This window comes from Pectobacterium sp. S5 (assembly GCF_051707265.1).
Lineage (GTDB): Bacteria > Pseudomonadota > Gammaproteobacteria > Enterobacterales > Enterobacteriaceae > Pectobacterium > Pectobacterium polare.
Genome location: NZ_JAULSZ010000004.1, coordinates 50,203 through 76,088 on the forward strand (window position 1 = coordinate 50,203; position 25,886 = coordinate 76,088).

Consider the following 25,886-nt stretch of genomic DNA (forward strand, 5'->3'; position numbering starts at 1 on the left):
GCAACTCCGATCTAGTAGGTCAGCGCCTCCTAATAGGTAGGCGTTTCTGCCATAAACCGCAACGTCTGTTCCCAGTCAATCACGCCCGCATCGGATCCCAATCCGGTGGCCACCAGCCCTGAAACGGCCGAGCCGAGCTGGCAGGCCTGCTCCAGATCCCAGCCTTTCGCCAGACCGGCAATAAAGCCGCCACAATAGCTGTCACCGCAGCCCGTGGTATCCGATACCACCACGCGATAGGCAGGAATGCGCAGCGCAACATCCTGGCCGAACACGTAAGATCCACCCGCCCCCGCCTTGAAAATACAGGTGCCGACGCCGCGATCGAGAAAGAAAGCCGCAATCTCTGCGGGTGTAGTCAGGCCGGAAATAAACGCAGCCTCGTCCAGCGAGGGCATAAAGTAGTCCACATCCGCCAGCAGCGGTGTCAGCAACGACAGCGTCTCCGCGTTTGGCGCAATCAAATCAAAACTGGTCGTCAGCCCCTTCGCTTTGGCGTGTCGAAGCAGACACGCGCTCTGCCCCTGATCCATTTTCGCCAGCAGCCCCGTGCCACCGTGGTGTAAGAAACGTGCATTGCATACAGCGTCAAAATCCTGCTCGTCGATAAAAAGATGATCTGACGCCCCGCGATAATGCAGCGCCGGACGCTCGCCGTCCGGTCGAATAGTTAGAATCGTTGCCGAGGTCGATGCCGCCGTCGTTCGCTGTACCAGAGAACAGTCGATGCCCAGCTTGCGATAGGCCGCCAGAATAAAATCGGCTTTTTCATCCTCACCAAGACAGGCCGCTGTCGCTGTGCGAATGCCGAGTTTGGCTGCGTTCATCGCCGCTCCGCTGGCCGTTCCGGCAGGATTAAGGCGAATTTCATCGATAAAGTGGACGCCGCCGCCTTCGGGCAAACCGGTCACCGGCCGACCGGCGACATCCAGAATAGTTAACCCAACAAAAACCGCATCAAATTGGCTCACGCTCGCTCCTTCTTCAAATTCTGCTTCTTCACGCTCTGTTTTTTATTCATGTTCTGCTTTTTATTCATGCTTGAACATTTATTGCCGCTGGCGCAGTCGCCCTTGTAGGAAAGAGAGCGCCAACGCCAGCACTAAAATCACGCCGCTCAGCGCATCTTTTACGATGAAGTTCAGCCCCATCAGGTTCAAACCGTTGGCGATCATACCGAGAAACAGTACGCCGATTAGCGTCCCCGCCACGTTGGGTCGCCCCTGCGCATGAAACGCGGTACCGATAAAAACAGCGGCAATCGCGTCCATCAGGTAAGCCTGTCCAGCCAACGGCGTAAACTGCCGCAGATTGGCGGATAACACCACGCCGCCGATGGCACACGTCACCGACGTGACAATCAGCAGCCAGAACATCGTACGCCGCACGTTAACGCCAGCAATCAGCGCTGCTGGCGCATTCAATCCCATCGCATGGATACGTTTACCCGCAATCGTCCGTTCAAATAACAGGTAATAAGCCAGCAACAGCACCGCCACAATAATGATCGGCACCGGAATACCCCACAGGTCACCCACGGCCAGCTCATGGTACTGCGGTGCCATCCGGCGGTAAGCGATCGGCCCACCGCCCTCGGTGTAGATACGTTCGATGCTGCTACCGATAAACCACGTCCCTAGCGTCGCCAAAAACGGCTTAATTCGACAGTGAATAATCAGCAGCGCGTTAAGCAAACCAATTAGTGCGCCTCCCGCTAATGCCGCCAACACCGCGGCCTGCCACGGCAGACCATAGACTTTGAGTGCCACCAGCGCGAAGGCAGCGCCAAAATCCAGTGCGACACCCACGGACAGGTCGATTCCGCCCGCTGTCACCACTAGCGTCATGGCCAGCGCCACAATCAGCAGTACCGCACTGCCCTGTAGCAGATTCGCCCCGTTGCCTAACGTTAAAAATATCGGGTTTTGCAGCGAGAAAAACACCAGAAAAGCCAGCAGGATGACCAGAAAGCCGTAGCGGATAAAGAACGACAGCCCCAGTCTGCCGCCCGGCAGCACAGGCAGCGCCGCCAAAGAAGAAGGTTTCACGCGTGACTCCTTTGCCTGCGTAGCGAGGCAGCGGTGAGCACCACCAGAATCAGTACGCCCTTAATCGCGCCGACCCAGAAGATATCGACTCGCAGCAGTGCCAGACCGTTCGACAGGGCGTTAACCAGCAGAGTGCCCAGCAATGCGCCCCAGATAGTGACCACCCGGCGGCGAGAGAAGGCCGCGCCGAGAAACGTCGCTAATACCATCTCCAGCAACAGCGGTTCTGCCGTGCCGGGCGAGCTGCCCGATCCTTGTGCCACCAGCGTTAGCGAGGCCAGCGCCGCCGCCAGCGCACCTAACAGATACGAACCGATAACCAGTGGCGTATGGGAAATGCCTGACAGCTGTGCCGCTTCTCGGTTTCCGCCTGCGGCCTGCAAGTGCTGGCCCCATCGGCTATGGTGAACGATAAATTGAAACAAGAGGAAGACCAGCAGCATAAACCAGACCGCCAGTGGCAACCCGAGCAGGCTGCTATCACGAAACGCCACAATCAGCGGATCGCTAACGCTGATGCGCCGCTGCTGGGTCAGCAAATTGGTAAGCCCGATAACCGCCACGGAGCAGGCCAATGTTGCCAATAGCGGCGGTAGCCGAATCGCCACCACCAGTGCGGCATTCACCGCCCCAGCCAGTAGCGCAGCTCCCGCTACCCATACAATCAACCACGGGTAGCTGACACCCGCATTCGTCAAACCGTCGCTGATTATCGCCACCGCAAGTACCGCAATCGCGGGCAGCGAGAGATCGATACCGCCGGAGACAACATCGTCACCGCCGCCCGTAATGACGCAGACCAACCCAAAGCACAGGATCGCCAGCGGCGCGCTTTGGCGTAAAATAATGGTGATATTTTGCCAGCTGAGAAAATAGGGTGCGCTCAGGCAGAGGAACAGCAGCAGCGCCGCAAACAGCAGTAAGGGAATATGATTGACGAGCCAGGCTAAACGCGGCGGCGCTCGGAGGGATTGTAAGGCACGAGTCATACCGCCTCCTGCGTTCGGCCGCTGCTGGTCAACGCCAACAGGCTATCCAGCGAGAGGCGTTCCGTCGGCACATCAGCGATGAGTTCACCGCGCCACATCACCAGAATGCGATCACACAATCCCAGAAGTTCGCCGTCATCGCTGGAAGAAACGATAACCGCTCGCCCTTCTGCCGCGAGCTGCCGGGTGAGCTGATAGATTTCTGCTTTCGCGCCAATATCGACGCCCAGCGTCGGTTCATCAAGAATAAACAAGCGAGTATCTGTCTTTAGCCAGCGTGCCAGTATCACCTTCTGCTGGTTACCGCCGCTTAAATTGCGCGCGGGCACGCTGACATCGCGCGGCCGGATATCCAGCGTCTGCGCCAGATGATTCGCCTGTGCTACCGCTTGCTTACGCCGCAGCCAGCCACGCCAGGCGACAGCGGGTAAGGAAGCCAGATTGATATTATCTGCTACGGATAGCGGTAAAATCAGCCCGTCGTGGCGACGATCGCGCGGCACCAGCGCCATACGCTGCGCAATGGCCTGTACCGGAGAACGCGGACGCAGCGTCTGACCATCGATCACAATGTGTCCTTCACGGGCGGGGCTGATACCATAGAGCGCATCAATCAGCGCCTCACGTCCCGATCCTAACAACCCCGCAATACCAACAATTTCTCCCGCCGCAACCTGAAAACGGATTGGCTGAAAATGCTGCCGATCCGTGAGCTGTTCGACCTGTAGCAGTGGTGTTTCACTTTTCGCTGCCTTCCGTTTCCCGTCAAACAGGCTGGCAATCTCTCGTCCCACCATCAGGCGAATCATCGTGTCGATATCCTTTGTTTCGGGATCGTCCAGCGTCGTCACGCCCTTACCATTACGTAACACGGTGACACGGTCGCAGATATCGGCAATTTCATTGAGATAGTGAGAGACATAGATAATCGCAATCCCACGCTGTTTCAGCGTCTGGAGCGTATGCAGTAGCTGCGTGGCTTCCCGCGCTTCCAGCGGCGCGGTCGGCTCATCAAACACCACTAGCCGCGCCTTGCCGTCAATCAGTGCTCGTGCGACCTGCACCAGTTTGCGTTCCGCCAGACTTAACTCTCGGATGAGTCGATTAGCGTCTATCGATAAATTGAATGTGTGCTGAAAGAACTGTTCCGTTTCACGCCGCATCGCCCGACGATCGACGCCTCGCCAGCGGTTCACTCGTTCCTGACCAAGAAACACCGACTCCGCCACGGTAAAATGGGGAATCAGATGCAGTTCCTGATGGATAAAACGAATGCCGTGCGCGTGGATAACCGCGGGCGTCACAGCGCTCAACCGCAGCCCATCGACAGCGATCTCGCCGCCGTCTGCGGCATAAACGCCAGCCAGCACCTTAATTAAGGTCGATTTCCCCGCACCATTTTCCCCGATCAGGCCGAGAATTTCTCCCGGCCTAACCGTTAGCGATACGTTGTCCAGCGCGGGAATCCCTGCAAACTGCTTGCTGATGTGCGCCATTGCCAGACCGCCGCCGGACGGCGACGGGGCTGAGTGATATCCCACCATAGCCTTATTTCAGTTCGCCATAGCCAAGTTGTTTATAGACTGCCTTGGCTTCTGCCTCCCCTTTTACGGGCAAGACCGGCACAAACGTCTGCGGCAGCAGTGTGGCACCCGCGAAATAACGGGCGACGTTTTTCGCCGATGTGGTGCCAATCAGACGAGGCTGCTGCGCAACGTTGGCAACAAACGGACTGCCTTTCTCCGCCATAATTTCCAATGTTTCTGGCCCGGCATCAATCGCCGTCACTTTCACGTCCTTGTCACGTCCGGTTTCTTCCAATGCCTGCACCACGCCGATGGCCGGCTGATCCCAACAGGCAACATGGATGGCATCCAGCGTGCCTTTCGGGTACTGGCTCAGCAGCTCAAGGGTTTTCTTGCGCGCGTCTTCCGGCGAGTTGGAATATTGTTCAGCCAGCTCAGGCTGAATAATTTTGATCCCCGGATAATCTTGCAGAACGTATTTCCACAGGTCATAGCGAATACCGCAGATACGCAGCGCGTTGGAGAACGCATTGAAAACTGCGATATTCCCTTTTCCGCCCAGCGCATCCGCGGTATAGCGCCCGATCGTCGAGCCGATCGCGTAATTATCCGACGTCGTGTTATTGATGGAATACGATGAAACATGGTCGACGGTAAAAACCGGAATCTTTGCCTCACGCAGCGCTTTAAACTTCGGCTCTACCGCACTGTCGCCGAGAATACTGATCACGGCATCGACCTTACGCGCCAGCAGGATATCGTGGTTATTGGCATGAACCTGATTATCACGCCCCCCATCCACGCCCACGACCTGCCCACCGAGTTTCTCAATTTCTTCGGTCGCCCCTTTGTAGGCCTCACGGTCCCAAAAGTGCTGTGTTCCCACCACGGCAACGCCAATGGTTTTTCCCTTCAATGACAGTGTCTCATCCGCTGCCTGAACAGAGGTCATAACCCCTGTAGCCAGCACGCATGCAGCCAGACGAGAAAAGCGAGTCTTCATCATTTTTATCCCGATTTTTATAAAATTATTAGCAGGAAAAGAGATTAGCAACGGGAAAAGTTAAATCGAAATAACAAAAATGATAATGGCTAGTGAATAAATAGAAATAGCATTGATGAACAGATGTAGCGATTTTTACTTATTGAATTTACAGGAATAAGTTATAAAAAATGCATCTTGTTTTTTATCCCTATAAAGGGAATGGTTAAGGTTCTTCTATACCTAAGGGAAAAGCAGACATGACAACATTATCGATTTACCACCGTCCACACATCACACAGCCCGTCCAGCAGATCACCGCGTTTACTGACATTGCTTCCCTGCTCGCCAGCGCTGGGATCCAGCTAGAGCACTGGCAGACCGACGCACCACCGCTCGACGCCAGCAGCGAAACCATTTTGACGCAGTATCATGCCGATATTGAACGTCTCAAACAGCAGGAGGGCTACACCTCTGCCGACGTGATCAGCCTGACGCCAGATCATGCCGAGAGAGTGGCGCTGCGGGAAAAATTTCTTCAGGAACACACCCATAGTGAAGACGAAGTGCGCTTCTTCGTACGCGGCAGCGGAAGCTTCTTTGTGCCGATTGGCGAGCAGGTTTTCCAGCTTACCTGCGAGGCAGGCGATCTCTTACGCGTTCCCGCTAACACACCGCACTGGTTTGACTGCGGCGAATTTCCTGATTTTGTCGCGATCCGCATTTTTACTAATCCAGAAGGCTGGGTTGGGCACTTTACCGGACGGGAGACGTTTCACTAATTCCACGATCGTTTCTGCATTTCTCCGCCGTTCCCTTTATACTGTGCGTTTTGTACCAAGACGAACGGCGAGACCCCTTCCGTAATGATGAATAACGATGTCCTGCGCAGCGTGCGCTATATGCTGAATTTGAATAACGACCACCTGCTGAAGATTCTGGCGCTGGTGGAGATGGCCGTCCCTCCGCAGCAGTTGGCGAGCTATGTCAAAAAGGAAGGGGAAGAAGGCTATCAACCTTGCCCAGACATCGTAATGAGTTATTTCCTGAACGGGCTGATTCTGCAAAAACGTGGGCAAGATGAAAACCAGCCTGCACCGCAGTTTGAGCGCAAGATGACCAACAATATTATTCTGAAAAAGCTGCGTGTCGCATTTTCATTAAAAACGGATGATATTCAGGCGATCCTGCTGGCACAAAATTTTCGCATTTCAGTGCCGGAAGTCACCGCGATGATGCGCGCGCCGGATCATAAAAACTATCGCACCTGCGGCGATCAGGTGATCCGCTACTTCCTGAAAGGACTGACGGCACGAGTACGCAAAGGCTAAAAGCGCCGTTAACGACACGACATGAGCGTTGCCTGACTGACCTTTTCTTGTAAAGGCATCAGCAACGCTCGGTTTTTAGTACGGTATCTTTTAATACAGTATTGTTTAATACAGTATCAATGCTGTGTGTCATGCAGGATAGCGGTTACCAACTGCTCGAGCTCTTCGTTTTCAAGTCGGGTAATTTGCCGCACTTTTTCCTTATCCATACCCGTTAACAGCAACTCTCGGGCAATTTGTCTGGCACTGTTTTTCATTCCTTGTTCAATGCCCTGCTCCAATCCTTGCTGAATACCGCGTTGGACTCCTTCCTCGAATCCCATTTTTTTCAATTGTTCTGCAATCGTCATTATGTCCTCCTGACCGGTTGATAGCGGTGCTGCCAGTGCGTCAATGAAATCTGCGGGTTTGGATGTGTTTCCCGCTTGTGCAACATAAAATAACAGCGCCCGACGCTGCGTCAGCGGCACCGACCAGCGTTCAAATAGTAACCCAATCTCACGCGCTAACTCCAGCATATCACGGGTACGAATATGCTTCTGTACCAGTTCCAGTAACGCCATGCGTCGGTGCGTGCGAATTTCATCGTCTGGCATGACCGTTAAATCCACCAGAGGGAAAGGCTGTTCATACAGCGCTTGTGCCAGTACAGGATCGGCAAAGCTGTCCAGCCAGCGAAGGCTGTAGGGATAAGGACGCGCTCTGCCATGATAAAACAGCAGCGGCACCACCAGCGGTAAGCGATCGTGTCCCTGATCCAGATGTTGCTGCATAGCAGCCAGACAATAGCGCAGCAGCCGGAAAGCCATCTGCTTTTCCGGGCGACTTTGGTGTTCAATCACGCAGTAAATGTACCCTTTGCCTGCGGTGGTACGTAGCGAGTACAGCACGTCCGATATCCGCGCGCGCAGCTTTTCATCAATAAACGACGCGGATTCCAATTGCAGCGTGCTGAAATCACATCGTTTGCGGATTTCATCCGGCAGATGAATAGTCAGAAAATCCCGTGCGACCGCGATGTCGCTTAGAAACTGTTTGAAGATCGCATCATGCGATGGCATCTCGTCCCCTTCCCTGTAGACCATGACTAAAAATTCAGTAGGGAGGGTAACGGGGACACGATAACAAAACAGGGAATAGCGTAGAAAGTGGAAAGCGCCTCGAAGAAAAACTGCTTTATTTCGAGGCGCTGGCTGTAGGCAGAGTGCCGTTGCTGTCAGGCGGCTTCATGTTTTTCCATCGTCAACCGCGCTGGGGCGGCGTCGACCTGTAGCGCCGGATGACGGCAGAAGCGGACGACGTCACCGACCACCAGCAGACTGGGCGACTGTGGCTGATAACGTGCCAGCAGTGCCGGTAAGGTCGCCAGCGTCGCGGTTAATAGTCGCTGATCCGGCTGGGTGCCGCGTTCGATAATCGCAACGGGCGTCTGCGCGGACAGCCCATGTTCGATCAAGCGCTGACACAGTCGACTGCTGTGGCTCAGCCCCATATAGAACACCAGCGTTTGCTGGCTGTCTGCCAGCGTTGGCCAGTCCAATTGCGGCTCGCCATCGCGCGAATGACCGGTCACGAAGCGGACCGACTGCGCACAGGCGCGGTGGGTCAGCGGTAACCCCACGGCTGCCGCACAGCCTGTCGCGGCGGTAATACCGGGTACGACATGGCAGACGATTCCGGCCTGTTGGGCATAATCCATTTCTTCACCGCCGCGGCCAAAAATAAACGGGTCACCGCCCTTAAGACGGATCACCCGCTGCCCGGCCTGCGCCAGTTCAACTAACAGCTGATTGATTTTTTCCTGTGACAGGCGGTGACAACCGCGCGTTTTTCCGACGTCGATACACAGCGCCTGCTCCGGCACCAAATCCATAATTTCCGCCGACACCAGCCGATCATAGACCACCACATCCGCCTGCTGGATTGCCCGCAGCGCCTTCAGCGTCAGCAGTTCTACATCACCCGGCCCTGCACCCACTAGCCAGATTTCACCGCCGAGTACAGGCTGACGCCGTTGGCCCTTCGCCAATATTGATTGTGTTGTCATCATGTCACACCTCATTACGCCGTGGCGCTCAACCTGCTTTTTTCAATTCATTGACCGTTATCGGCACATGCTGGCTCAATAACGCTTTCAGTTCGGGGATACAGGAACCGCAGTTGGTGCCACATTTCAGCGTGCCGCCTAACGCTGCTACGCTGTGGCAGCCTTTACGAATCGCGCCGACGATGATCGCTTCGCCAACGCTATAGCAACTGCAAATCGTGGCCCCTTGCGTCACTTGCCCCTGCGGTGCCTGACCCGCCAGCAGCGCATGGCGCTCGTGCGGGAGCTGCGGTGGAGTGATAAACGCCTGACGCACCGCATCGCTATCGATACGCAGCGCCTGTGCACTGACATAGCAGGCCAGTACCACGCGGCCATCGCGCCAGCCAATCAGGTGAAATACGCCGTTGCCCTGCGCAACCTGACACTGCATGTTTTCCAAACCATAATGCTCGGTCAGCCATGCCTGCCAATCGTCCACCGGTACGCGGTCGGCAAACAGATACTGCGTCACGCCTTCATGAGGCACTTTGCTCCAGTAGGTGGCGGGCGGCGGCAGAACGTCATGCTCTGCGGGTAACGTTAATGGTGCAGTCGGCGGTTCGTCAGCAAAAAACAGCGTGGCCTGCCAGGCGGTATGCCAGGGTTGGATACGCACCCGGCTGTGTTTGCTTTCCGGTTGCCCGGAATACGGGTCGGTAATCGGCGCAACTAAACTGTCAGCCCGCGCCTGAGCGCTGAACTGCTGATTCCAGTGCATCGGTACAAACACGCTACCGCGTGCCTGTCCGGCGTCGAGTCGCGCCCGCGCCAGCATCCAGCCGTTCACCGACGACAAGCGCACCAAATCGCCCGCCTGAATATCATGCGTCTGCGCATCCTGTGGATGCAGCTCGCAGTAGGGCTCGCTGATATGACGCATCAGCCGAGCCGCTTTTCCCGTACGCGTCATGGTGTGCCACTGATCGCGAATACGTCCGGTGTTCAGTATCAGCGGATACGCCGCGCTCCACGGACTTTGCGGCAGCGACGGCGTGACCGCCACCAGATGCGCTTTGCCATTGGCATGCCAGAATCGACCATCGTCACCCAGTCGGGCACGCCCGTGTGGATATGCCGCATTCACTGGCCACTGTATCGGTTCCAACTGCTGCCACTGCTGATTGCTGAGCGTCGCCAGCCCGCTGATATCAAACGCGCGGCTACCATTATTCTCAAATCCGGACAGCGCCGCATGTTCACGAAAGATTTCCGCCGGATGCTGATAAGCAAATGCTTCAGCAAATCCCATACGCTGCGCCACCTGACTCAGTATCCACCAGTTGGCTTTGGCTTCCCCTGGCGCGGGCAGAAAGGCTCGCTGACGTGACACCCGGCGTTCGGAATTGGTTACCGTGCCGTCTTTTTCTCCCCAACCCAGCGCAGGCAGTAAGATATCAGCAGTTTCTGCGGTATCGGTATGTCGCATCACCTCGGAGACGATCACCAGCGGGCAGCGTTCCAGCGCCTGTTTCACTCGGTCGGCATCTGGCATCGACACCACCGGATTGGTGCCCATAATCCACACCGCTTTAATATCGCCGCGCTCAACCGCGCGAAACAGATCCACCGCGTTCAGACCGGGCTGCGTCGCGACATTATCGCTCTGCCAGAAGCGCCCTACGCGGTCGATGTCCTGCGGCGTAAAGCCCATATGACTGGCAAGCTGATTGGCCAGTCCGCCGACTTCTCGTCCGCCCATCGCATTTGGCTGTCCGGTTATCGAAAAGGGGCCGGAACCCGACACGCCGATTTTACCGCTCAGCAGATGGGCATTGATGATCGCATTGCATTTATCGCTGCCCGAGGACGATTGATTTACGCCCTGCGAATAGAGCGTGACTACTTTATCGCTAGTGCTGAACAGGTGATAGAAGCACTCGATATCGGCTTCATCTAACCGACAGAACTCCGCCACCTGCGCCACCGACCACGCCTGTGCTGACTGTAATGCCTCTTCCACGCCGGAAAAGCGCTCGGCCAATTCGGCGCGATCGATGCGTGGATCTTGTGCAATCCAATGCAATAGGCCGTTGAATAGCCCCGCATCGCTGCCGGGTTGCAGCGGTAAATGCAGATCGGCAATGTCGCAGGTTGCGGTACGTCGAGGGTCGATCACCACCACCTGCATCTGTGGTCGCTGCTGTTTCGCCTGCACCAGCCGCTGATACACCACCGGATGCGCCCAGGCAGTATTAGAACCGACCAGCACCACCACATCCGCCAATTCGATATCTTCATAATTACAGGGGACGGCGTCCGCTCCCAGCCCGCGTTTGTAGCCGATCACCGCAGACGCCATGCACAGCCGCGAATTGGTATCCATATTGGCGACGCCAATGAAGCCTTTCATCAGCTTGTTGGCGACGTAGTAATCTTCCGTCAACAGCTGGCCTGAACCATAAAACGCGACCGACTGCGGGCCGTGTTGCTGCATGGTCGCCAGCAGCCGTTCGGCTACCGTATCGAGCGCCTGCTCCCAGCTAACGCGACGCCCTTCCACCAGCGGCCACAAGAGCCGGCCTTTCAAATCCAGCGTTTCTCCCAGCGCGGAGCCTTTAACGCACAACCGCCCCAAATTCGCCGGGTGTGCGGGATCGCCACTGATTTTTACCCCACCTTGCCCATCGTGTTCTGCCAGCACGCCACAGCCGACGCCACAATAGGGGCAGGTTGTCCGACAGACGCGCGCGTTCATGATGCTTTTGCCATGGCAGTGTCTGCCAGAACGACGCCTTCAGGCACGGCCAGCGGCTGACGGCATACCCAAATCTCGTCGTCTTCCACGCGCACTGGCCAGGCACGTACGTACAGCGTGCTGTCATCCGGGCTCACACCATCCCGCAGCTTGAAGCGTTTCTTGTACAGCGGTGAAATCACTACCGGTTCACCGGCGACATCCCCCAGTAGCCCACGCGACAGCACATTCGCGCCACTGCCCGGTTCGTGGTTTTCCAACGCGTACACCTGTTGCTCGCTCCCCGGCAGGTGGAACAGCGCGATCTGTTGCTGTCCGAGACGCGCCGCCATACCAGCATGGCGTGGAATATCGCCCAGCGTCGCCACCTGTACCCACTCCGCCTCATGCACGGCGGGTTTCAGGGAAACCGGTTCTGGCGAGACCACTTTCTCATGATCCTGCGCCGGACGAATCTGGCCACGCTCCGGCACCATCACCACCGCTTCATCCGGGCTATCGCTGTTCAGGAAGCCACGGAATAGCGCCAGACGTTCCGGGCTTTCCAGCGTGGTTTGCCATTCGCACTGGTAGGCATCTACCACGCGCTGCATCTCTTTATCTAATTCTTCGCCAATATTCAGGCTATCTTCCAAAATCACCTGACGCAGATAGTCGATACCGCCTTCCAGATTATCCATCCAGGTGCTGGTACGCTGAAGGCGATCGCCGGTGCGGATATAGAACATCAAGACCCGGTCGATGGTGCGCAGCAGGGTTTCTGTATCCAGATCGCTGGCGAAGAGATCCGCATGGCGCGGTTTCATGCCGCCGTTGCCGCACACGTACAGATTCCAGCCTTTATCCGTGGCAATCACGCCGATATCTTTGCTTTGTGCCTCAGCACATTCACGAGTACAGCCAGACACCGCCATTTTGACTTTATGCGGCGAGCGCAGCCCCTTGTAACGGTGCTCAAGCTGGATCGCCAACCCGGTGGAATCCTGCACGCCATAGCGGCACCAGGTCGATCCCACGCAGGATTTCACGGTACGCAGCGATTTACCGTAGGCATGACCGGTTTCAAATCCGGCATCGATCAGCTCGCGCCAGATTGCGGGAAGCTGCTCTAAGCGCGCACCGAATAAATCCACCCGCTGACCGCCGGTGATCTTGGTGTACAGGTTATAACGCTGCGCCACCTGACCGATCGCAATCAGTCCTTCCGGCGTAATTTCCCCCGCCGGAACGCGCGGCACGACGGAATACGTGCCATCTTTTTGAATGTTGGCAAAGAAACGATCGTTGGTATCCTGCAACGGCAGGTGCTGCGGTTGCAGCAGATAGTCATTCCAGCAGGAGGCCAACATAGAGCCCACCAGCGGCTTACACACTTCGCAGCCCAAGCCGTGGCCGTAACGCTCAAGGAGACTGTCGAACGAGCGGATCTCATGCACGCGAATCAGGTGGTACAGTTCCTGACGCGAATAGGCGAAGTGCTCGCAAATGTCCTTCTTCACTTCAACACCCAACTGCGTCAGTTCATATTCCATCACCTGTTTCAGCAGCGGCACACAGCCACCGCAACCTGTACCGGCTTTGGTACAGGTTTTCAGCGCGCCCAGCTCGCCGCAGCCGCCTGCCACCGCCGCCGAGATATCGCTTTTGCTGACGTTATGGCAGGAGCAAATCTGTGCGCTAGCCGGTAATGCCGCCACGCCCAATCCTTTTGGCGCATCGCCAGAACGCGCGGGCAAAATCAGCCCTTCCGGCTGTTTAGGCAACGGCATATCGTTGAGCATCATTTGCAGCAACGTACTGTAATCGCTGCTGTCGCCAATCAGTACCGCCCCCAATAAACGCTTGCCATCGGCGGAAACGACGATTTTCTTGTAAACCTCGTTTGGGCCGTCCGTCCATTGGTAGCTTTGGCTTCCCGCTGTGCGCCCGTGCGCATCACCAATCGAGGCCACGTCAACGCCCAGCAGCTTCAGCTTGGTGCTCATATCCGCACCGGTAAATGGCGTATCGCGCTGCGCCAGCGTATCCGCCACGCTGCGTGCCATCTGGTAGCCTGGGGCCACTAACCCAAAAATCTGACCTTTCCACAACGCGCACTCACCGATGGCGAAAATCGCGTCATCAGAGGTCTGGCAGCGGTCGTCAATCACGATGCCACCGCGAGGCCCTTTCTCTAAATCGCAGCTGTCTGCCAGCTTGTCACGCGGGCGAATCCCGGCGGAAAACAGCACCAGATCGGTTTCCAACACGCTACCGTCGGCAAAGCAGAGACGGTGCAACGCCTGCTCGCCGTCGGTGATCTCGCGCGTTTCTTTGCTGAGATGAATCTGTACGCCCAGCGCCTCAATCTTGCGCCGCAGCATGGTGGCACCGCCGTCATCGAGCTGCACCGCCATCAGACGCGGAGCAAACTCCACCACATGGGTGTCCAGCCCCAACTGACGCAGGGCATTTGCCGCTTCCAGCCCCAGCAGGCCGCCGCCAATCACCACGCCAGACTTGCCCTTTTTCGCCTGTGCTGCAATCGCATCCAGATCGTCCAACGTGCGATAAACCAGACAGCCGGGGCGCGTGTTGCCGGGAATCGGCGGAACAAATGCATAAGAGCCGGTCGCCAGCACCAGTTTGTCGTAGGCGGTTTCTCTACCCTGCGCATCGCACACGCACTGACGTTCACGGTCGATAGCCACGATCTCACTGGCGCTGCGCAGCTCAATGCCGCTCTCGGCAAAAAAGCCGTCTTTTACCAGTGACAAAGAAGCGGCGCTGCGGCCGGAAAAATACTCGGAGAGGTGAACGCGGTCATAGGCTTCATGGCGTTCTTCGCCAAAGACGACGATGTGGTAATGCTGATGCAGGTCACGTTCAACCAGCTGTTCAAGAAAATAGTGGCCGACCATACCGTGGCCGACGACCACCAAAATAGGTTTGCTCATGACAGGAATCCTTACAGCTTCAGGCTGTGGGTCAGAATCAGGGGAAGAAAGGCCGAAAAGCAGCGAGGCAGGCGGAGTCATCTCGCCCGCTGTCGTGCTCTCCATCGCGGCCAGCAGGCGCTGGCTGTCATCGGTGTCGCCATACAGCAGGACACCGCTCAGCCGCCCGTCGCGCAGTAGCAGACGACGGTAGTGCTGCGTCTGCGGATCAAAAAGGGTGTACACCTCATCATCCGGTGCCACGTTAATATCGCCGCCGCTGACCACGCCAATTCCTGTGACTTTCAGCCGCGTTGCCGCCTGTTCACGCTGATAGTCTTTCGGTGTGTGTCCGGCAAGGCGCTGTGCCACCAGCGTGGCATGAGCGAAACACGGGGCAACCAGCCCGAAGATTTCGCCATTGAGTTCACAACATTCGCCGATTGCGCTGATATACGGGTCGGCAGTTTGCAGCTGTCCGTCCACCAGCACGCCGCGGTTACAGGGTAAGCCGCAGTCGCGCGCCAACTGGCTAGCGGGAATCACACCCGCGGTCACCACCACCAGTCCGGCCGGAATCGTACGGCCATCGGCCAATTCAACAGCCGTTACGCCTTTTTCATCGCCATGCAGCGCGACTACCTGCACATCCGTCTCACAGGCAATACCGCGAGCACGCAGGCTGTCGCACAGCAGGTCGCTCGCCGTGGCATCCAATTGGCGCTCCATCAAAACCGGAACACGATGCAGCAACGTGACGTCAGCACCGCGCAGTTGCAGCGCCGCTGCCGCTTCAATGCCAAGCAAACCGCCGCCAATCACCACCGCAGGAACGGACTGGCCAATCGTCGCCAACATCAGCTCGACATCATCCAGCGTGCGAAAGCCGCACACGCCCGCCAGATCGATGCCCGGCATCGGCGGCATAAACGGCGTGGAGCCGGTCGCCAACACCAGATGATCGTAATGCAGCTGCCGTTGCTTCGTTGTCACCTCACGCTGCTGGCGATCGATATGCGTGACCCGCTCACCCAGCAAATAATTCACCGGCAGCACCGCATCGTCGTCGAGAGTCGCGGGCGTCAGCAGCGTATCCGTAAACGCTTTTTCGCCGCTCAATACCGGCGACAGCAGGATGCGGTTATAGCTGGCGCGCGGTTCATCACCAATCACGGTAATGCGGTAACGCGTTGCAGCCAGTTGGCGCAGTACCTCGACGAATCGCGCACTCGCCATCCCGTTACCAATCACAATCAGATGCGGTTTCATCATCGTTCCGGCCTCGCTGTCAGGCTGCTTTAGGCTGTTTTTCATATAAGAAATGCAGCACCTGCTGACGGTAGTGGTGGTAGCGCGGATCGTCGGCTAGCACGACGCGTGAACGCGGACGTTCCAGCTCGACTTTCATGATTTCACCGACCGTTGCCGCTGGGCCGTTGGTCATCATCAAGACGCGATCCGACAGCAGCACCGCTTCGTCAACATCGTGAGTAATCAGCACAATCGTGGTTTGCAAGCGCTGCTGAATCTCCATCACCGCATCCTGAAGATGTGCGCGGGTCAGCGCATCCAGCGCGCCGAATGGTTCATCCATCAGCAGAACTTTCGGCTTCATGGCCAGCGCGCGAGCAATCCCCACACGCTGCTTCATCCCGCCGGAGATCTCATTCGGCCGCTTGTTCAGCGCGTGCTCCATATGCACCAGTTCGAGATTGTGGGTAATCCATTCGTGCATTTCGCGCTTGTTCATCTGGCCGCGAAACACCTGGCGTACCGCCAGTGCGACGTTTTCGTAGGTGGTCAGCCACGGCAGCAGCGAGTGGTTCTGAAAGACCACGCCGCGCTCCGGCCCCGGGCCGTCGATTTCACGGTTGTCACACAGCAGGCCGCCGCTACTCGGCAGCGTCAGGCCGGCAATCAGGTTCAATAACGTAGATTTGCCGCAGCCGGAATGGCCGATCAGGCTGATCGTCTCACCGGTGTGAATATCAAAACTCACCTGATCCAGCGCCAGAAACTCACCGCTGGCGGTATTGAAACGCTGGCTCACCTGCTGCACTTGAATAATCGGTGTTGTACGCATCGTCGGCTCCTTAGCGGTTGTCATAGCTGAAACGGTTAGCAATCCACACCAGTCCCTGCTCAAGCAGCAGACCGATAACCCCAATCACCACGATGGCGATGATGATGTTTTCCACATTCAGGTTGTTCCACTCATTCCAAATCCAGAAGCCGATACCGACACCGCCAGTCAGCATCTCCGCCGCCACAATCACCAGCCAGGCGACACCAATCGACAGGCGCACGCCAGTCAACACGTTAGGCAGCACCGCAGGCAGTAGAATCTTGTGCATGATGGTGAATTCGGAAAGCTTCAGGACTCGCGCCACGTTCAGGTAATCCTGCGGGATACGACGTACACCTTCGGCGGTGTTGAGGATCATCGGCCAGATGGAGCAGATAAAAATGGTCCAACTGGATGCCGGTTCGGCACGTTGGAACAGCAGCAGGCCGATAGGCAGCCAGGCCAGCGGGCTGACTGGGCGCAGCAGCGAAATGATCGGGTTGAGCATGTTGGCCAGAAACGTAAAACGACCAATCAGGAAACCAGCGGGAATGCCGACCAGTGCCGCCAGCCCGAAGCCGATACCAACACGTTGCAGCGAGGCCAATACGTTCCAGCCGATGCCCTGATCGTTCGGCCCTGCGATGTAAAACGGGTCGGCAAAGAGGCTGAGCGCCGCAAGCCAGGTCGTCCACGGCGTCGGGAAGTTTTCGCTGTTAAGCGCGGCAATTTGCCAGACCGCAACCAGCAGCCCCAGTCCGAGAACCGCAGGGAAAAGTTGCTGAAACAGCTTACGCAGCAGCAAACGGTAGGCGAAAGTGGGAGCCGCGGGTGCTTTTGCGGGCGTGACGGGTTTAGTTGGCAGCGGCGTAATGTCAGCGCTGCGCACGGTTTCCGGGGCGTTATCCACGGTAATTGGAATGACCTGGGCCTGGTTTTTCATCATCAACCTCACTTATTTCTTCACGCTAAAACTGTTGGCATAACCCACCGGATCGCTACCATCCCAGCGACGGCCATCGATAAGCACGCTGCTGCGCATGTCGCTACCGGGCAATGGCACATTCCCCACGGCATCAGCCGCCTGCTTGTAGATATCAATACGGTTAACCTGCTTCGCGACGGCCAGATAATCTGGGTCTTCGGTGAGCAAGCCCCAGCGTTTGTGCTGGGTGAGGAACCACATGCCGTCGGACAGGTACGGGTAGTTCACGGAACCGTCGTGGTAGAAACGCATCGCGTGTTCGTCTTTCCAGCTTTTCCCCAGTCCGTTCTCGTACTGGCCCAGCATGCGTCCGACGATGGTTTCTTCTTTGGCATTGATGTACGCGCGTCCGGCAACAACGCCTGCCGTTTCGCGGCGGTTGTCGTCCGAGGCATCAATCCAGCGCGAGGCATCGAGGATCGCGGCGGTCAGCGCGCGGGCGCTATGCGGGTTGGCGTTTACCCAGTCAGCGCGGGTACCCAACACTTTTTCCGGGTGATCCGGCCAAATGTCTTGTGAAGTGGCAGCGGTAAAACCGATGTTTTCGCTGATGGCACGCTGGTTCCACGGCTCGCCGACGCAGTAGCCAACCATATTGCCAATTTTCATGTTCATCACCATCTGCGGCGGCGGCACTACCACGGTGCGCACGTCGTTCAGCGGATGAATGCCGGCGGAAGCCAGCCAGTAATAGAGCCACATGGCGTGCGTACCGGTTGGGAAGGTTTGCGCGAAGGTGTAAGTGCCCGCCGGGCTAGCGGCAACATATTTTTGCAGCGCAGCGAGATCCGTGACGTTGGCTGCACGCAACTGGTTCGCCAGCGTGATCCCTTGTCCGTTCTGGTTGAGCGTCATCAGTGCCGCCATATTGCTCTGCGATCCAGACAGCCCCATTTGCAGGCCGTACAGCTGGCCGTACAGAATGTGGGCGGCATCCAATTCACCCGACACCAGCTTGTCGCGTACCGCAGCCCAACTGGCTTCTTTGCTAGGAATAATGGTGATGCCGTATTTCTTATCGAAGCCTTTCACTGCGGCCATCACGACCGAGGCGCAGTCCGTCAACGGAATAAACCCAACCCGAATTTCCTTTTTCTCCGGTGCGTCGGAACCCGCCGCCCAGGCGCTATTCATCAACCCCGGCAACATCAGGCTGCCGCCCAGTGCAGCACTCCCCAACAGAAACTGGCGGCGAGAGACGGTCATGCTTTTGGTTTTGGTTTTGGAATCACTCATCAACGACACCCTTGCGCAAAACACCTTTTCAGGTGGTAAAAACAAAAACGGCGTCCACAAGCCCATGCAGAATCTGCACGCTTATGGACGCCGTTGTCCGATTAACACCTTCCGCACCGCCGTTGGCCCGAAACGCATTATGAATGTTTGGTTGTTACTAATGAGTTAAAGCAAGGTTTGTGCCAGCTATCACACTTTTACATATTGCCGAGGGGAGTAGTTTAATCGTGAGGTGAACTAAAATTTAGGTAACAATATGTAATTTAAGGTTATTGTTTCGTGCGCCAGAATATTGCCATTTCTATGCTACGTCGTAGCACGCGCCCGACACGGGGCGCTCAGTCGCCGCCGCCCCGTGACCCGTGGCTTTTTCGCGAGAAATAACGTCGCTACGCGATACCTTCATAAAAAACAGTCTCTTAACGGACCGTCGTTGACGCGTTCCCGACGCGGCAACGACTTTCGCGGCTTCCCTGCCGCTCATCCTAAGCCTGTTTTTTCTTCAGCGTTATTTACGCTCATCACAGCACAACAACAGTGGGTGCCAGCCAATATTTTTACGCACGAAACCACCTAACACTGTCAATTTCTCCTCAACAGTCCCTCCTACAAAGCGATGCCTTGCACCGCAAGCAAGCAGAACACGCACAGTTCATGTGCATATACCTCTTAAGGGTTATCTCCGAATACATCGGCCACCGCGAGCATCGCCGTCGCGATGTCAATCAGCTTTTTATTCTGACTCATCGCCATGCGGCGCAGGGTTTTGTAGGCCTCTTCTTCGCTTAATCCACGGTGCTGCATCAGTAAACCCTTCGCGCGATCGATCTGCTTTCTTTCATTCAACGTGGCTCGCAGCGCAGCCAGTTCATGATCCTGCGCCTGTAAGCGCCGCGACTGTTGCTGCACCAGAGACAGCAGCGATCGCCCCAGCTGTGGACTGACGCCATCGCTATTCAGCCAGCCGGGTGACGCACTTTGCCCTTCCAGATCATGACCAGCGATAAATATCGAATAGCCTGGATCGTCATGCTCCTGCTGCACCATCAGCGCGTCGAGATCCGCGCGCTGATCGCTGCATGCCTTCTCCGCTGCCGCAATGCGGGTACGGCAGCGCTGCATCAGCGTCTGCTCCAGCTCATCTTCCATCTGCTTCATTTCGTCGATGCGCCGCGTGGCAATCGAAAACCAGTGCAGGCTATCCGCTTCCGACAACTTTTCTATCGGGCTGCGGGTGCACACAATGCGGCGCAGGCGCTCAAATTCGCTGTCTACTGCGATAGCTCGCCAGCGCCGTTGGTTTTCTTCATCGCTAAAATTCAGAAAAGTATCGAAACAGCGATCCTGCCGCTCGATCAAATCCAGCAGCTTTTGCCGAGTTTCCTCATCGACGTTGCCCGCTGCATAGGCCGCCGCGCCAATAGCACGCTCCTGCCCCGCCAACTCTTTCCCTTGCATAAAGCTGAACATGGCAATCAACGCACGAGAAATCCCCGGGTCGGCCGCCGTATCCGATACCTCAAAAACCAGCGCCAGTAGGTTGCGGACAATGTCGTTGAAAAACGTCATCGCCTGCGGCTGGGGCAACAAGCGCTGACGAATCTGCTGACGCAGCGCGGGCAGCAGACTTAGCGCATAGACCACGCTGGCAACGCGGCTGAATAAACGGCTCGCCTGCGGCAACTCCGCCGTCATTTTTTCCAACCCGGCCAGATGCGTCATCAAATGCGTCTGCGCCGCTTGGACGTCTTTCTCACGTAGCGCCAGCTCGTCGGCGAACAATCGGCCGTCGGAGCAAAGAAACAGGTTGGCCGTTCCCCGTTCACGCTGCAATAGATGGACAAGCTGGCTAATTTTGCCCACCAGCTCACCGCTTTGCAGCAGGTAGCGCAGGCTGTTCAGCTCACACTGGCGCGAGGCAAGTAAAAATCGAATTGTCGTTGAAGGCTCCGCCACCATTGCACTCTCTCCTGAAAAAACCACAGTCAGGAATATGCAATTAGCGCGCCATTTGCATCAGCTCACAGTTATCAGGAAGCAAGGACATAGCATCCGCACGGTTACTGCTGCTCCGCACACGTTTCACCTCAATTTTTAAACTCCGTTACTAAACCAGCCACATCGCAACAGGTACTCTCATCATCGTTACTAAAACTGTTTTATAGCCATCGGCATGATGCTGGCATCGGCATGGAAACAGAAAGGATCGCTGTAAAAGCCGCATCGTAGCGACGTCACAACCATAGGAACGCATGAGCATGGCGAATTTATCTGAACAAGAAAGTTGGATTGATGGAATTTATCAGCTTGAGACATCGGATCCCGTTGTCGCAGGCCCTGGAGGTATCTCCAACCGTCAGGCAGAGCAGTTAGCCAGCCGCACGGCTTATCTGAAAAAAATGCAGGAAACCACCGGCGATAGTGTGCAAAAGCATCTCGCCGCCAGCGACCCGCATTCGCAATATGCCCCCAAAAATAGTCCGGCGCTGACAGGAACGCCCACCGCGCCAACGACCGCGCAAACGGCAAACAATACGCAAATTGCCACCACGGCATTTGTGAAATCGGCCATTGCCGCACTGATCAGTGGTTCTCCGGCAGCACTGGATACGCTGCAAGAGTTGGCGAATGCGTTAGGCAACGACCCAAACTTCAGCACAACCGTATTGAAGGCGATTGCTGATGTGAAATCTGACGTAGCCAATAAGCTGAATGCCCATGCTTCCATCCTCGATGCGCACCCTCAATATGCCCCAAAAGCGAGTCCGGCATTCACGGGCACGCCAACAGCACCGACTGCTGCATCCGGTGCTAATGACACACAATTGGCGACAACGGCCTTTGTGAAAGCCGCCGTGGCAGCATTGGTTAATGGTTCTCCTGCGGCGCTCGATACGCTGCAAGAACTGGCTAAAGCGCTGGGTAATGACCCGAACTTCAGCACAACGGTGCTGAATGCACTGGCGGGGAAGCTGGCAAAAGATCAGAACGGCGCGGATATTCCAGATAAGGCGAAATTCCGTGAAAACGTGGGGCTGGTGACTCAATCATCTGACACGGATGGTACTGCGGGTAGAGTGCTGAAATTTCAGAACACAGGAGGGGGGCCGTTTGGGCTGGGTAGTGCAGGAGTTATGTTAGAGAATAGCGATATTGTTGTTCAACTTCGCTCAGCTAGAAATGGTTTTTATCGCTGCCCTGCAAATACCATGCGTGCCCCATCGCCTGTTGCGTGGAATTTTTTAGTACAGCATTGGGATGCGAATACAATCAACATCATCGCATTTAGCACAACAATGGGCGTGGGGATGCAATTTATTACTATCCGCCCAGATACTGACTCTGGCTGGTATTCGCTGTGGGGACAAAACAATTTGCCTCACCCGATGAACACCGATACAGCGCAGACAATTACAGGCGTAAAGACGTTTACGCAGTATCCGCGAGCACCGGGCTACCACATCAGGACAAACGAAGCAGAGCCGAGGGACGTTTCATATTGGCGTGGTTTGCCAGCTGACCAGTCTAAAACTGAGCTATTTGCTAACATAAGCTCATTGTTTTTACGCTCGCCGACTGACGCATACATTACCGTTAACTGCGGTTACACTGGTACCAATTGGTACAAGTCAAACGCAGCAAACGCTTCACATATTCTGTCTATAACATCAAATGGTATTACAGTTTCTTCGTCACCTGCGGGTAACCCTAACGCAGTAGTGACGACTAATCCCATCCTCATCCGTAATGTCAACGCAGTAACAGATGCAAATGGGTATTATAAGACGCCGGGGAGCGCTGAAATCACACCTGTTTCAGCTAGTGATATCACAGGCATCCCGCTCCCATTCCCCGGCGCTGTTGCCCCTGCTGGCTGGCTGAAATGCAACGGCCAACAGTTCGACAAGGCGCAATACCCTATTCTGATCTCTCGCTATCCCAGCGGTTTCCTGCCCGATTTACGCGGCGAATTCGTGCGCGGCTGGGATGATGCGCGTGGGGTTGATGCGGGGCGTGCGCTCATCTCATCTCAATATGACGCATTACGCAGCCACAAACACTCAATCACCATGTCACATGAGCCAGGTGGTACGAAGGATTCTTCAGGTTTCCCCGCCACTGATGGGAGTGAGCCATTCATTGTTCACAGTGCGACAAATCCCGATGGTTCAGTATCGGATACAGCAGGGAAAGGTAATCCACTACATTCATTCGGCGATAACGAAACTCGTCCCCGCAATATCGCCTTTAACTACATCGTGAGAGCAGCATAATGAGCAACTATTCAACACAAATTAAAAACGCAGAACTGAACGAACACGGATTAGCTATCAACACCGGGTGGATTACGGTTTATCACGTTAACCCGGCTACGCGGGAATATCAGAGCGCCAGCTATGAATATGTTATGCAAGGTGTTGGTCTGCCCGCCGACAGCTACGCTGACGAGCCGGAATTACCGCCTGTCGGCAAGGCTCTGCGCCGCAGCTCTGACGGTAAAGCGTGGGAAGTTGTACCGGATTATCGCGGCCAGACCGTTTACAGTACGGAAACGCGACAGGCACAGGCGGTAACGCAGTTCGGCGAACTGCCGGGAAATATGACATTTCTGGCTCCAGCAACCGAGTTTGATCAGTGGGATGGGGCGGCCTGGGTGACAAACCCGGAAGCGCAACAGCTTGCCGCAACCAAAAACCTACAGCAGGAACTGGCGGCACGGCGCTCGACGGCAAATACCCAAATTGCCGAACTGAGCTACGCAGTGGACTTAGCGATTGCCACGGATGAAGAGCGAGAACGGCTAACCCAATGGAAAATTTATCTGGTTACGTTGAACCGCATTGACCTCACCGCTGCATCCGTCGTGTGGCCAGAAGCGCCTTCCGTGTAATCGCTGGTACCAGTACTTCATTATATAAAGTGTGCCGTATTTTAGCGTACGGCACACACGCCTCATCTCCGTCTCTTTAGGCAAGATAGCCTGATAATTCCCAATTATTTTTATCGCCAAATGTAAAATTAAATAAAAAATGAAACTGTTATATTTATACATCTCAAATCTGTACTATTTTAATTAAATTCAATTCCCAACACAGATAGAGACACAGAATAAAAAACCAATAATTAAATTTAAATAAAATTAACAACCAGAAAATAAAGTTAAATTGAAATATAAAAACAAAATAATGGCATTAGAGATAAAAAAACCAAATCAACAAACTGTACTATTTATCCTTCTATTTTTGCACGCTATAATCCCCGCACGTTTTATTCACTATTCATTCTTATCTCACTTCAATCAGTGAAGTTAATTTCTGACGGATGCAAATACCGTCGACTGTAATTTATTTTCGTTTTATTCGTCACGATTTATTCCGGCAAGCATCGGAATAACAATATGGCGTGCATTTTCCTGCCTGAAGCTAGGAGCCTAACATGTTTGATGTCGTTGAGCTGTCGCGGCTGCAATTTGCCCTGACCGCCATGTATCACTTTCTTTTCGTCCCGCTGACGCTGGGGTTGTCTTTCCTGCTCGCCATTATGAACACCACCTATGTGTTAACCGGCAAGCAAATCTATAAGGACATGACCAAATTCTGGGGCAAACTGTTCGCCATCAACTTTGCGCTGGGTGTGGCAACCGGTCTGACGTTGGAGTTCCAGTTTGGCACCAACTGGTCTTACTATTCTCACTACGTGGGCGATATTTTTGGCGCACCGCTGGCGATGGAAGGACTTATGGCGTTCTTCCTCGAATCCACGCTAATTGGTCTGTTCTTTTTCGGCTGGGATCGCCTGACCAAAGTCCAGCATATGCTGGTGACCTGGTTTGTCGCGCTGGGCTCCAACTTTTCCGCTCTGTGGATTCTGGTCGCCAACGGCTGGATGCAAAATCCGATTGCAGCTGAGTTCAATTACGAAACCATGCGCATGGAAATGCAGAGCTTCTCCGAGCTGGTGCTGAACCCAGTCGCGCAGGTGAAGTTCGTCCACACCGTGGCAGCAGGCTACACCGCTGGCGCGATGTTCGTCCTCGGGATCAGCTCTTACTATCTGTTGAGAGGCCGTGATATTGCCTTTGCCAAGCGCTCGTTCGCGATTGCCGCCAGTTTCGGTCTGGCCTCGGTGCTGTCCGTGATCGTACTGGGCGATGAATCCGGCTATGTGATGGGCGATGTGCAAAAAACCAAGCTGGCAGCGATCGAAGCCGAATGGGAAACGCAGCCCGCCCCCGCTTCTTTCACGCTGTTCGCCATCCCCAATCAGGAAACGATGCAGAACGATTATGCGATCCACGTTCCCTATCTGCTGGGGCTCATCGCCACGCGTTCGCTCGACAAACCTGTCGTCGGCATCAAAGACCTGATGGCGCAACATGAGATACGTATTCGCAACGGCATGACGGCCTATGGCCTGCTGGAGGAACTGCGCTCAGGTAACACCGACCCCGCCGTTCGCGCGCAATTTGAGGCTGCCAAGCGCGATCTTGGCTACGGCCTGCTGCTTAAGCGTTATACCGATGACGTCGCCAACGCCAACGAAAACCAGATTCAGCAGGCAACCAAAGACTCCATCCCTCGCGTCGCGCCGCTGTATGTCGCTTTCCGCCTGATGGTGGGCTGCGGTGTACTGATGCTCGGCATTTTTGCTCTGTCGTTCTGGAGCGTCATACGTGGCCGCATGGGACAACGTAAATGGCTGCACCGCGTCGCGCTCTACGGCATTCCCCTGCCCTGGATCGCGATTGAATCCGGCTGGTTTGTTGCCGAGTACGGTCGCCAGCCGTGGGCAGTTGGTGAGGTTCTGCCTACCGCCATCGCCAATTCGTCTCTGGAAGCACACGACATCCTGCTGTCGATGGGGCTGATTTGCGGACTGTATACGCTATTTCTGGTCGCGGAAATGTATCTGATGTTCAAGTTTGCCCGACTGGGGCCAAGCAGCCTGAAAACCGGCCGCTACCACTTTGAACAACCAACAACACAACCATTAGCGACACCTGCAAAACCGTAACGGGAGCCATA

General features: G+C 55.6%; 18 protein-coding genes. 5 read left to right on the plus strand and 13 right to left on the minus strand.

All coding sequences use genetic code 11. The annotated features are described in order from the left end of the window. Positions 1 to 29: 29 nt before the first annotated feature. The 5 genes from QWJ20_RS14980 to QWJ20_RS15000 form a co-directional block, all read right to left on the minus strand. On the minus strand, positions 30 to 971 hold the full coding sequence (locus QWJ20_RS14980; RefSeq protein WP_433992882.1) for a carbohydrate kinase family protein: 942 nt from the start codon (positions 969 to 971) through the stop codon (positions 30 to 32). Between the two features lie 78 nt (positions 972 to 1,049). Further along, entirely contained in the window at positions 1,050 to 2,048 is a 999-nt protein-coding gene (locus tag QWJ20_RS14985; RefSeq protein WP_433992883.1) for an ABC transporter permease, read from the minus strand. Further along, positions 2,045 to 3,037, minus strand: a complete 993-nt coding sequence (locus QWJ20_RS14990; RefSeq protein ID WP_433992884.1) for an ABC transporter permease — start codon at positions 3,035 to 3,037, stop codon at positions 2,045 to 2,047. The genes QWJ20_RS14985 and QWJ20_RS14990 overlap by 4 nt, the downstream gene beginning before the upstream one ends. Beyond that, complete coding sequence (locus QWJ20_RS14995) at positions 3,034 to 4,581, minus strand: sugar ABC transporter ATP-binding protein (RefSeq protein WP_433992885.1); 1,548 nt, start codon at positions 4,579 to 4,581, stop codon at positions 3,034 to 3,036. The genes QWJ20_RS14990 and QWJ20_RS14995 overlap by 4 nt, the downstream gene beginning before the upstream one ends. Before the next feature lie 4 nt (positions 4,582 to 4,585). Next, complete coding sequence (locus QWJ20_RS15000) at positions 4,586 to 5,566, minus strand: sugar ABC transporter substrate-binding protein (protein WP_043901888.1); 981 nt, start codon at positions 5,564 to 5,566, stop codon at positions 4,586 to 4,588. Between the two features lie 239 nt (positions 5,567 to 5,805). Between QWJ20_RS15000 and QWJ20_RS15005 the strand changes: the two genes are divergently transcribed. Further along, entirely contained in the window at positions 5,806 to 6,327 is a 522-nt protein-coding gene (locus QWJ20_RS15005) for a 1,2-dihydroxy-3-keto-5-methylthiopentene dioxygenase (RefSeq protein ID WP_433992886.1), read from the plus strand. 84 nt (positions 6,328 to 6,411) lie between these two features. Beyond that, entirely contained in the window at positions 6,412 to 6,876 is a 465-nt protein-coding gene (locus QWJ20_RS15010) for a DUF1456 family protein (protein ID WP_433992887.1), read from the plus strand. Positions 6,877 to 6,992: 116 nt separating this feature from the next. On the opposite strand, the gene QWJ20_RS15015 is transcribed toward QWJ20_RS15010, so the two are convergent. The 8 genes from QWJ20_RS15015 to QWJ20_RS15050 form a co-directional block, all read right to left on the minus strand. Then, a complete protein-coding gene (locus tag QWJ20_RS15015) occupies positions 6,993 to 7,937 on the minus strand; it encodes an Rpn family recombination-promoting nuclease/putative transposase (protein ID WP_433992888.1) in 945 nt (314 codons plus the stop codon). Positions 7,938 to 8,092: 155 nt separating this feature from the next. Beyond that, positions 8,093 to 8,926, minus strand: coding sequence for a uroporphyrinogen-III C-methyltransferase (gene cobA, locus QWJ20_RS15020; protein WP_174869901.1), 834 nt, complete (start codon positions 8,924 to 8,926; stop codon positions 8,093 to 8,095). A 25-nt stretch (positions 8,927 to 8,951) separates the two neighbouring features. After that, positions 8,952 to 11,660 carry a molybdopterin-dependent oxidoreductase gene (locus tag QWJ20_RS15025; protein ID WP_433992889.1) on the minus strand — a complete coding sequence of 903 codons (2,709 nt, stop codon included), beginning with the start codon at positions 11,658 to 11,660 and terminating at the stop codon, positions 8,952 to 8,954. Further along, positions 11,657 to 15,844, minus strand: coding sequence for a nitrite reductase large subunit NirB (gene nirB, locus QWJ20_RS15030; protein WP_433993080.1), 4,188 nt, complete (start codon positions 15,842 to 15,844; stop codon positions 11,657 to 11,659). The genes QWJ20_RS15025 and nirB overlap by 4 nt, the downstream gene beginning before the upstream one ends. A 19-nt stretch (positions 15,845 to 15,863) precedes the next feature. After that, the gene (locus QWJ20_RS15035) at positions 15,864 to 16,658 is read right to left on the minus strand and encodes an ABC transporter ATP-binding protein (protein ID WP_010295297.1); all 795 of its coding nucleotides are present in this window, start codon (positions 16,656 to 16,658) and stop codon (positions 15,864 to 15,866) included. Between the two features lie 10 nt (positions 16,659 to 16,668). After that, the gene (ntrB, locus tag QWJ20_RS15040) at positions 16,669 to 17,583 is read right to left on the minus strand and encodes a nitrate ABC transporter permease (RefSeq protein WP_433993081.1); all 915 of its coding nucleotides are present in this window, start codon (positions 17,581 to 17,583) and stop codon (positions 16,669 to 16,671) included. 12 nt (positions 17,584 to 17,595) lie between these two features. After that, on the minus strand, positions 17,596 to 18,861 hold the full coding sequence (locus tag QWJ20_RS15045; protein WP_433992890.1) for an ABC transporter substrate-binding protein: 1,266 nt from the start codon (positions 18,859 to 18,861) through the stop codon (positions 17,596 to 17,598). A 669-nt stretch (positions 18,862 to 19,530) separates the two neighbouring features. Continuing rightward, entirely contained in the window at positions 19,531 to 20,820 is a 1,290-nt protein-coding gene (locus QWJ20_RS15050) for a nitrate- and nitrite sensing domain-containing protein (RefSeq protein ID WP_433992891.1), read from the minus strand. Between the two features lie 299 nt (positions 20,821 to 21,119). On the opposite strand from QWJ20_RS15050, the gene QWJ20_RS15055 reads away from it, so the two are divergent. From QWJ20_RS15055 to cydA, 3 genes are all read left to right on the plus strand, one after another. Beyond that, positions 21,120 to 23,135, plus strand: coding sequence for a phage tail protein (locus QWJ20_RS15055; protein WP_433992892.1), 2,016 nt, complete (start codon positions 21,120 to 21,122; stop codon positions 23,133 to 23,135). Further along, positions 23,135 to 23,752 (plus strand): tail fiber assembly protein, encoded by a 618-nt coding sequence (locus QWJ20_RS15060; protein WP_433992893.1) that lies wholly within the window; start codon positions 23,135 to 23,137, stop codon positions 23,750 to 23,752. Before QWJ20_RS15055 ends, QWJ20_RS15060 begins: the two co-directional genes overlap by 1 nt. A gap of 545 nt (positions 23,753 to 24,297) precedes the next feature. Beyond that, positions 24,298 to 25,875, plus strand: a complete 1,578-nt coding sequence (cydA, locus tag QWJ20_RS15065) for a cytochrome ubiquinol oxidase subunit I (RefSeq protein WP_433992894.1) — start codon at positions 24,298 to 24,300, stop codon at positions 25,873 to 25,875. Positions 25,876 to 25,886 lie beyond the last annotated feature (11 nt).